We start from the raw sequence: 7,841 nt of genomic DNA on the forward strand, positions 1-7,841 counted from the left end.
TTATATCAAATTTTTAAGTTTTTTTTATGTGCCTGAACTCATTTCGAGTACAGGCTATGCCTATGCGCTTGCAATTCGCTCGCTCTAAAAACTAGCGGACATCATAGAAGTTTATCGGCGGCAAGCCGCTCCTTCGCTTGTAAAAAGTTTTGTTTTTGGCGAAGGAGTTTTTTTAATCGTCCAAATAGCGAAGCGGAATATTTTTATAATAAACCACCTGCTATGCGAATTGTGGGAAAATCACCTTTTTTTTAAACTTTTTGCAAATTTTCCATATATTATTAGAGCGGAAGAAAAATTATGAACAAAGAGCTTGAAGAACTTAAAAAAAAGAGAATTGGCCATGTAGAGCTTTTAGATGACGGAACGGCATTGAACTATGGAACTGACGAAACAGCTTCTCCCTATACCGATGTCATCAGAGTGTTCGGCGGAGTCCTGTACAGGACTATGACCAAGGACAAAAAATCAGTGCACACGGTGTTCGTGCCGCTAAACGAAGGCAAAACAGAGTAATTTTGCAATTACAGGAGGTGAAGAATCTTGTTTCCATATAATGAAGGAATATATCAATTTACGGATTTTTACATTGAGGATTGCGAAACTGCGATTAAAACTGATTTCAATTTTTACGAGGGAAAATATGAAGACAGAAGCCTGACATTATCGCCAGATGATTACCCTTTTTGCACGATAGCCATTCCGCCGTTCTGCACTGGTAAGGCAAAACTTGGCGTGTTCCTAAAAGAGTTCAGCATTCTTTTGGACGAAATGCTTGTAAAATGGGATAAAGATGTAGTGCAAAGGCTTTATACTGAAACTATGCAAGCGCTTTTTCCTGATGAAGTTGTGAATTACGAGCTTGGGTTTTATGAGATTCGTGGATTTTTATACTGCACGATTCAGTTCAGCGAGGAAGGACACAAAAAAGTGTTCGGCAAAGGAAGAGATGGCTCTACGACAGCAAACGATGCAGCTAAAGTTTCCAGACCGCCATTGCGTGTTAAATTTCAGGAGACAGATCCTGCGATGGAAGAATTTCGGAAGATTTTTGAGCGAAGACCCGGACATCCTCGAAGAAAAAACACTTTGGCAGATTTTAATTTTGAGTAGGAGATAAAATGACCGCAGAACTTACAGATTTTATCGTCAATCGCAGAGATGTGAATGGCAACGATTCGATTGTCTTTTTCTAAATCATTGTTAAGGATGAATTTTCTGTTGTGCTTTATGCCATTAAATCAATTATCGGGAAAATAAATAAAACCGTCCCTTTGAACACATGAAAAAATCTTTGGAGGAATAAATGGCAATCTTCTACAATTTACCGCCCGCAAAGCCTGAGTACGAAAAGACTTTGCTTGGCATGGCATGGTTTTTGATAAACACGGCCGAACGTTCCCGCCGTGAAGGAATTCTTTCCTTGCAAGCGGATATGGATACTGAGCAGGCCTTCAATGATTTTGCGGGAGAGGATTTTCCGCAAAAAATCTCTTTGTATGGTAGAAATTTTATACGAAATCTTTTTATGGACATCTGTGACGGTGTTGAAATATCCGATATTGAGAAAATCGCCTTCTATGCAATCGCTTCTTCCCAAAAACTAGGCGGCGACGAAGAAAAACTTGCGCTGATGATGGCGGCGGAGGGCGTGCATTCAATCTATGAAGGGGCGAATCCTCGTGTCCTTGCGATGAAACTTGCCTCAATGATTGGCGAAGAACTTGGCGCAAAGCTAATGTCAGACTTTGAGAAGCGGGATGATGAAAATCGTGCGGAATACTTGCGCAGACTCGAAGAGAGCAGTGAGCAAAAAGAACAGCGGGCACATACAGCGATGGAAGTCTATCTTTCCGGGAACTTTGAGAACATTGTTTGGCTTGATGATATTACCGTGAAGAAAATCGCCGAGGAAAACCTTGATTTCCTTGCACAGGCAATCGCATTTTGTGATTATGAAATCCAGAGCAAAATCTTCAGGTGTGTCAGCCCGGAGACGAAGAAAAAGCTTGAAGCGGAACTTCTGGAGATGAAAAAGCCTTCCGTTGAATGTCAAAAAAAGATAATGGATTCTTTATATTGCAGCTGAATACAGCCGGGAAGACAAGCTTGTTAGCCTCTGAAATAAAAAATTCGGTGCGTAAAACGCACTGTTTTTTATTAAAATTGTGTTGTAACTTGTAAGTACTCATAAAAATTTGCACGAGGAGCACAGAAAAAAAATGCAAACAATAGATGGTATGAATTCAAGTTCTGTTCGCGCTTTCTGTGCTTTAAAATCTGTCAAATCTCAGACAATTTATATATTCTCAAAATACAATGCCGCACCTCTATAAGTCTTTTTGGCTCGCAGCGGTGCGGTGTTTTTATTTGAGAATGAAAAGCAAAAATGACATAAAATCATAAAACNNAAAACTCGAAATTCAGGCTAACGACATTCCTTTTTAACCAGGGAACATTCTGAGCTGGAAAAAAAATTCAGCTTTCTTCACACTTTTTTGAACTTCTTGCGAATTTTCCATATATTATTCTTGTGTTTTGCGGCTGAATCGCAAAATGCTAAATCCGGCGCCTATCTTTTGCCGGTGAGATTCGGGTTTGCCGGTTTCCCAAAGAGACGAAACCGGCGTTTCTAAAAATGGAGAGCGCAGAATGAATCCAACTCATTGTGAAATAAAGTTTTTGAACCACGAGCAGTTCCTTAGGTTTGTCGAAAAATTCGGAAATGAAAAAAACGAAATTGATTTCAAATATTTCGGACTAAAAGACGAGGACTTGCTTGAAGGCCAGTTCGACGATGGCGCAAAGATTTTCATCGATATTCAGAATGATGCGATTCGTTTTGTGACCAAAGAACCGCCTTATGAGTTCAATTTCAGATTCCAGCATTTTGGCTATGATATTTCCTTTAGCTGCAGAAGTGATAACGGAGAAGGAGTTAAAGGATATATCGAAAAAAAACTTTATTATGTAACTCACCTGTTTTATTCTGAGGAAGAGTTTGAAAAACTGGTTGAGTACAAGGAATCGGGCGAGTATAAGTGGAATCAACAAGTCAGAAGACAAACGGTTCAAAATGCAAAGCCGAAAGTCACAATACGAAATCTTGACGGCAGGTACGGAATTATATCAGTTGTTTCATCTCATCATCTGCAAATAAACGAGCTTGAAATGCGCGAGATGTATGACTTTTCTTTGAGTGCAAAAAAGAAGAGAGGGCAAGGAATGGAGCTGACGGTTACGGTTCCTAAAATCACCACGACGCTTCCTATTCCTACAGAAAAAGTGATTGCTCATTACACGGACATCAAGCGGGCTATAAAAGACGGCTGGGCAATCGATATATATGACTGTGAAATCTTAAACAATCTGGAGAAAAAAAATGAGAGCACAGTGCAGCTACTGGGCATTTAGTCCAAAAATTAATAAGTACATACCAATTTCTTGTGAGCCGATGTCTCTTTTCCCGACCATAGTAAATTTAAAACAGAAAAGCGTATATTGCCGCTCGTGCCATCGCTGGGAATATATCGCCGCCTTTTCAAATAATATTCTTAAAAGTCAGTGCGGACATTTGTATGAAGGACCTTTTGCTTATGAAAATTCAATCTTTAATTATGGCTATCATGTGGCAAAAACAAAAAATAATTATCTCATTCTTGTAAAATCCCAGACTGTCGTAAAGCAGAACCGCCGTCTTATCGAAAATTTTTATGAGCTTAATCTTGAGCGTAAAGTCTTATCCAAAAATGGAAAATCTGTTTTTGAGAGCGAAGATTTGGCAGCCGGCCTTTGTCCTGAAATCACGGAAGAAATCTTAAAGGATTTAGGCGATCGGTATAAAAAAGAATTTGGCATAGTCCCGACCATTGCTTCAAAATTTCGTGGCTTCAGTCTTATCATTGGTTATATGCTAAGTCCGTTCAACATCAATTTCTATAAAATTTCTCATCACTGGGCTTTAAATCCGTATGATAAGGATTTTTCAACTCTTTCTTCTGGAAACACTCCGACCGCCGAAAACGAAATGTTTCACAGTCTCGGAATAAAGCCTTCAAAATCTGTCCGAAAGTTGTACCAGAGTTTCCCTGAAGGTGTCATCTCGTATGCGGCGGTAAAGGATTTGGGATTTTCTGATTTGAATATTCTTTTAAAAAGCGCTAATCCTCTTTGCTATGCTTTTTTCAAGTTTTGTATGGTAAATTTTTCTGACGGCGAGATTTCTTACAGCATTCGCCCTTCGCTAAAAAAATTCGTCGGGGATATGCTTGCAATTTCTTCCGAAAAAACAGTTTGGAATAGCCTGGAAAGAACTTTCAATTTTTTTGCTGACGAAAAGATTCCAGACAATGTCATTATTGATGGAATAAATTCTTATCCGATTTGCGCTGATGCTTTGAGTGATAAAGAAAAGAAAGATGTGCTTCGCGAAGGATTCAATGATTATACGCATGATTTTTTAGTTCGCCGTGCCGACATTGTGCAAGCACAGAATGCAAACGCTCTTTCTGCCCGGATGTTTGGCGAAAATCAAGAAAAAGATGAAAAATTTGAAATCGAGCAGCCTCACCTTGACCTTGCCTATAAATGCGGCGAAAACAGGACTACGATTCGCACAGGTGACGGAAAGATTGAAACTGTCGAAGTAAAAGATGAAGACCGTTATTGCTTTTATGTGGCCCAAAGCTCCGCAGAACTGAGGACAGTCGGAAGTGAAATGCACAATTGCGTGGGCTGGTGTTATACAGAACTGGCTCGCAAAAAATACTGCACAATCGTGTATGCAAAATACAAGAATAAGTATAGGATTTGCATTGAAGTTTCACCAAAATTCAGCATCCGTCAGGCATTAGGACCAGGAAATCGGGTTTTACAGGGCGAAGATTTACTTGCATATCAGGAATGGTGCCGTGCAAAGAATATAAAATTCAAGAAAGTCTTTTAAAGTAAAAGATATGAGTCAGAAGAAAAGTGAAGGGCAAATCTATGGAAGCAAAAAGAAAAGCAATCTACATTCACGGTTTTGGCGGTAGCGGAAACGGCTCATCGGCGCAGAATGTCAAAAAAATGCTTGAAGATGAGAAATAATGTGCGCGAGTTTTCCGCATAAGCTGCAAAGTAAATTCCTGCTGTGCACGGTAATTTATTTTCGGTGCGTAAAACGCACTTTCGCTCCCCCTCCCCTTGCCCTGTAAAATACTGCCATATTAATTTTTTAAGGAGTTTCTTATGAAGAAATTTTTAAAAGCATTGGCAGTGCTTGCGGCGGTCGCAGCGCTTGGATTTGGATTCGCATCTTGCTCTGATTCTGACGATGATGACGGCGGCTCAGGCTCAGCCCCATCTCTTGCTGCATACTCTGGAACAAATTCTGACGGCGAAACTGAGACCATTACTTTTTACAGCGATAACACCTATGCAATGCACATATATAGCAAGGAAACTGATGACGGTATGACTGTTACTATGGATCTAGATGTTGAGAAGGGTACTTATACAGGTGACCCGACAAAAGATGGCACTGTAGTTTGTACATCTGTAAGCCAAGTTAATAGGGCAACAATGGTTGAACTTATGATGAAGGCAATGTATTCTGGTTCAAACTCATTAACAATCACCAATTCAAACTGTCCGCTCGAAGCTCTTGATTCGAGCAAAGTTAAAACGAGAAAATGCACAATCAGTGGTACAACGCTCACTGATGATGAAGACAACAAATACACACGAAAATAACTTATTTCGCGTATATTTTCTCCACGCAAGCAAACCTTGCGTGGATTTTTTTTGGTGCGTAAAACGCACTGAAATTTTTCGCCGGAATTTGCTATACTTTATGAATGATGAACGGAAACACTGCAAAATTCGGCAAAAGGCATTTCTTCACGGTTGCCATCACAATCCTCATTTTCAGCGTGTGCGACTTGCTTGCGGCTTCTTTTTTTCAGGACGTCTTAAAGTCGCCGTTTTTCTTCGACACCATTTTTATGATTGCCGCCCTGTTTCTGTTCGGCCCGCTTGCCTCTCTTATCGAATATCTTCTGTTCATTTCCTTTACCTGCGTAAAGCTTAAAATCCGCGATGGAAAAACTGATTTTGTCTTCTTGTACACGCTTTCCGCGTTCACGATTATTCTTGTTACCTGGCTTTTTATCCGCAAAAAAGAAAATCTCAAGAAGGGCGTGAACCTGACCTTTCTGTACATTCTTACCGCTTCGGTTCTTGCAGGGCTTGCGTGCAGCGTTGTTTCGGGCTTGATAAATTGGTTTGCGCAAAAACTGTTCCAGAAAGACTGGAATTTCAACACATTTATTTTTGCCTTCAACGGCGACGAATATATGAATTTCCTTTTTTCCTCAATTATAGGCCGCATTCCCGTCACCGTTTTGGACAGAGTGATTACAACCTTTTCGGGCTTTGGACTTAGCAAGCTGTATAGTAAAATTATGCACGGGGGGGGGTAAAGAGCGGCGGCAGGATGCCGGCTTTGACTCGGTATAGAAAATATGAAAAAACTCCTTTTGCTTCTTACAGTTATCGTTTTTCTCGCTTCATGCGCGCAAAAAGCTCCGGATAAAAACGGCACGGATGCAGTCTGCGGCTCCTGGAACGAATTTTGCGCAATGCAGGACGCCTCCTCTCTTGAGGATTTTATCGGCACGCTTAAACGCTTTGACACTAAATGCTTTAACAGCGACATGGCATTAAAAGAGCTGGCAGAGAATCAGATTGCGCTCTGCATTTCCCTGGCGGAGGGCCTGCGGCCGCTCATTTTGGAAAAAGAAAACCATAAGGAAGAGATTCTGCTTGCTGTTCACGAAATGGACAGGGTTTTTATGAGTTTTCTAAAAAACAAAAACGAATCTCTTGAAGACACGCACCAAAAGCTGTACGAATTCTTCATTTATTTTACGCTTACGATTCTGATTGGCGGAGCTGCTCTTGTCATTCTGAACATAAAGGAAGGGCTTGAAAAAGACAAGATGCTTTACAGTTCGCAGGCCTTTTTGCAGCATTCGATTTTGGTTCAGGAAGCCGAGCGCAAAAGAATCAGCCGGGAGCTCCACGACAGCGTCGCGCAGAATTTGCGGTATGTTTCTCTTCTTGCGGAAAATATTTCTGACAGAGGCACAGCGGCTAAGATTATCGAGACGCAAAACCAGAACATTGAGGAAATCAGAAATCTCTGCTACAACCTGACTCCGCCGAGCATTACAGAAGACAATCTGCTTTCTTTGGTGAATGTCTTTGCAAAGAAGATTTTCGGAGACGCTTTCCAGTTCCGTCTGATTGCGGAAAACGGTGTTGACTTTTCCTGCTTGAATGGCGACGGGCTCTTGAATGTTTACCGGATTGTGCAGGAAGCGCTGCAGAATATAAAGAATCACGCGGGCGCAAGCGAAGTCACGGTGTTTTTTAAGAGAAGCGCACCGGCCGCCGGGCCTGCCGAAAACGCCGGACAAAAAACGGCATTGAAAAAGGCATTTCCGGCGCGGGCGATGGCCGCAAAAAATCCAGGGAGCCATTTTAAAATCATAATTTCCGACGACGGCTGCGGAATGGACGGGGAGCTTGTAAAAGAGATAAACTGTGCCGTTTTTGAAAAGTCCAAGGAATCCCATTTTGGAGTCCGCAATATCTGCGAGAGGGCAAGGCTTCTCAACGGAAAAGTGACGTTCTCTTCCGCGCCGGATTTTGGAACGCAGATAACGGTGGAGGTGTGAAAGATGGCGAAAACATTTTACATTGTTGACGACCACGAGCTTTTGCGCATCGGCACGATTTCCTACATCGAAAAAAAATCTGGCTGGGTTTGCAAAGGTAATGCCGGCGAGCCTGAACAG

Annotated in this window: 8 protein-coding genes; all 8 read left to right on the plus strand. The window is 41.4% G+C overall.

The window, feature by feature from the left end; genetic code table 11:
* Window positions 1-300 precede the first annotated feature (300 nt).
* The 8 genes from B3Y13_RS00135 to B3Y13_RS00170 all read left to right on the plus strand — a co-directional run bounded on the left by B3Y13_RS00135 (window position 301) and on the right by B3Y13_RS00170 (window position 7,721).
* Entirely contained in the window at window positions 301-516 is a 216-nt protein-coding gene (locus tag B3Y13_RS00135) for a hypothetical protein (RefSeq protein ID WP_296667367.1), read from the plus strand.
* 27 nt (window positions 517-543) lie between these two features.
* Window positions 544-1,113, plus strand: a complete 570-nt coding sequence (locus B3Y13_RS00140) for a hypothetical protein (RefSeq protein ID WP_296691855.1) — start codon at window positions 544-546, stop codon at window positions 1,111-1,113.
* A gap of 193 nt (window positions 1,114-1,306) precedes the next feature.
* Window positions 1,307-2,089: a FliG C-terminal domain-containing protein gene (locus B3Y13_RS00145; protein ID WP_296667361.1), complete on the plus strand. Its 783-nt coding sequence runs from the start codon at window positions 1,307-1,309 to the stop codon at window positions 2,087-2,089.
* A 563-nt stretch (window positions 2,090-2,652) separates the two neighbouring features.
* Window positions 2,653-3,414: a hypothetical protein gene (locus B3Y13_RS00150; protein WP_296691858.1), complete on the plus strand. Its 762-nt coding sequence runs from the start codon at window positions 2,653-2,655 to the stop codon at window positions 3,412-3,414.
* On the plus strand, window positions 3,383-4,945 hold the full coding sequence (locus B3Y13_RS00155; protein ID WP_296691861.1) for a PcfJ domain-containing protein: 1,563 nt from the start codon (window positions 3,383-3,385) through the stop codon (window positions 4,943-4,945). Before B3Y13_RS00150 ends, B3Y13_RS00155 begins: the two co-directional genes overlap by 32 nt.
* Window positions 4,946-5,229: 284 nt before the next feature.
* Window positions 5,230-5,733: a hypothetical protein gene (locus B3Y13_RS00160; RefSeq protein ID WP_296691864.1), complete on the plus strand. Its 504-nt coding sequence runs from the start codon at window positions 5,230-5,232 to the stop codon at window positions 5,731-5,733.
* A gap of 104 nt (window positions 5,734-5,837) precedes the next feature.
* On the plus strand, window positions 5,838-6,461 hold the full coding sequence (locus B3Y13_RS00165) for a hypothetical protein (RefSeq protein ID WP_296691868.1): 624 nt from the start codon (window positions 5,838-5,840) through the stop codon (window positions 6,459-6,461).
* Window positions 6,462-6,503: 42 nt separating this feature from the next.
* Window positions 6,504-7,721 (plus strand): sensor histidine kinase, encoded by a 1,218-nt coding sequence (locus B3Y13_RS00170; RefSeq protein WP_296691871.1) that lies wholly within the window; start codon window positions 6,504-6,506, stop codon window positions 7,719-7,721.
* Window positions 7,722-7,841: the final 120 nt, after the last annotated feature.

This window comes from Treponema sp. UBA7567 (genome assembly GCF_002476655.1).
Taxonomy (GTDB): domain Bacteria; phylum Spirochaetota; class Spirochaetia; order Treponematales; family Treponemataceae; genus Treponema_D.

Excerpts from the sequence above, each read along its gene's own strand:
- B3Y13_RS00160 (WP_296691864.1), top strand. The coding sequence starts at position 5,230 with ATGAAGAAATTTTTAAAAGCATTGGCAGTGCTTGCGGCGGTCGCAGCG.
- B3Y13_RS00135 (WP_296667367.1), top strand. The coding sequence starts at position 301 with ATGAACAAAGAGCTTGAAGAACTTAAAAAAAAGAGAATTGGCCATGTA.
- B3Y13_RS00150 (WP_296691858.1), top strand. The coding sequence starts at position 2,653 with ATGAATCCAACTCATTGTGAAATAAAGTTTTTGAACCACGAGCAGTTC.
- B3Y13_RS00165 (WP_296691868.1), top strand. The coding sequence starts at position 5,838 with ATGATGAACGGAAACACTGCAAAATTCGGCAAAAGGCATTTCTTCACG.
- B3Y13_RS00155 (WP_296691861.1), top strand. The coding sequence starts at position 3,383 with ATGAGAGCACAGTGCAGCTACTGGGCATTTAGTCCAAAAATTAATAAG.
- B3Y13_RS00145 (WP_296667361.1), top strand. The coding sequence starts at position 1,307 with ATGGCAATCTTCTACAATTTACCGCCCGCAAAGCCTGAGTACGAAAAG.
- B3Y13_RS00170 (WP_296691871.1), top strand. The coding sequence starts at position 6,504 with ATGAAAAAACTCCTTTTGCTTCTTACAGTTATCGTTTTTCTCGCTTCA.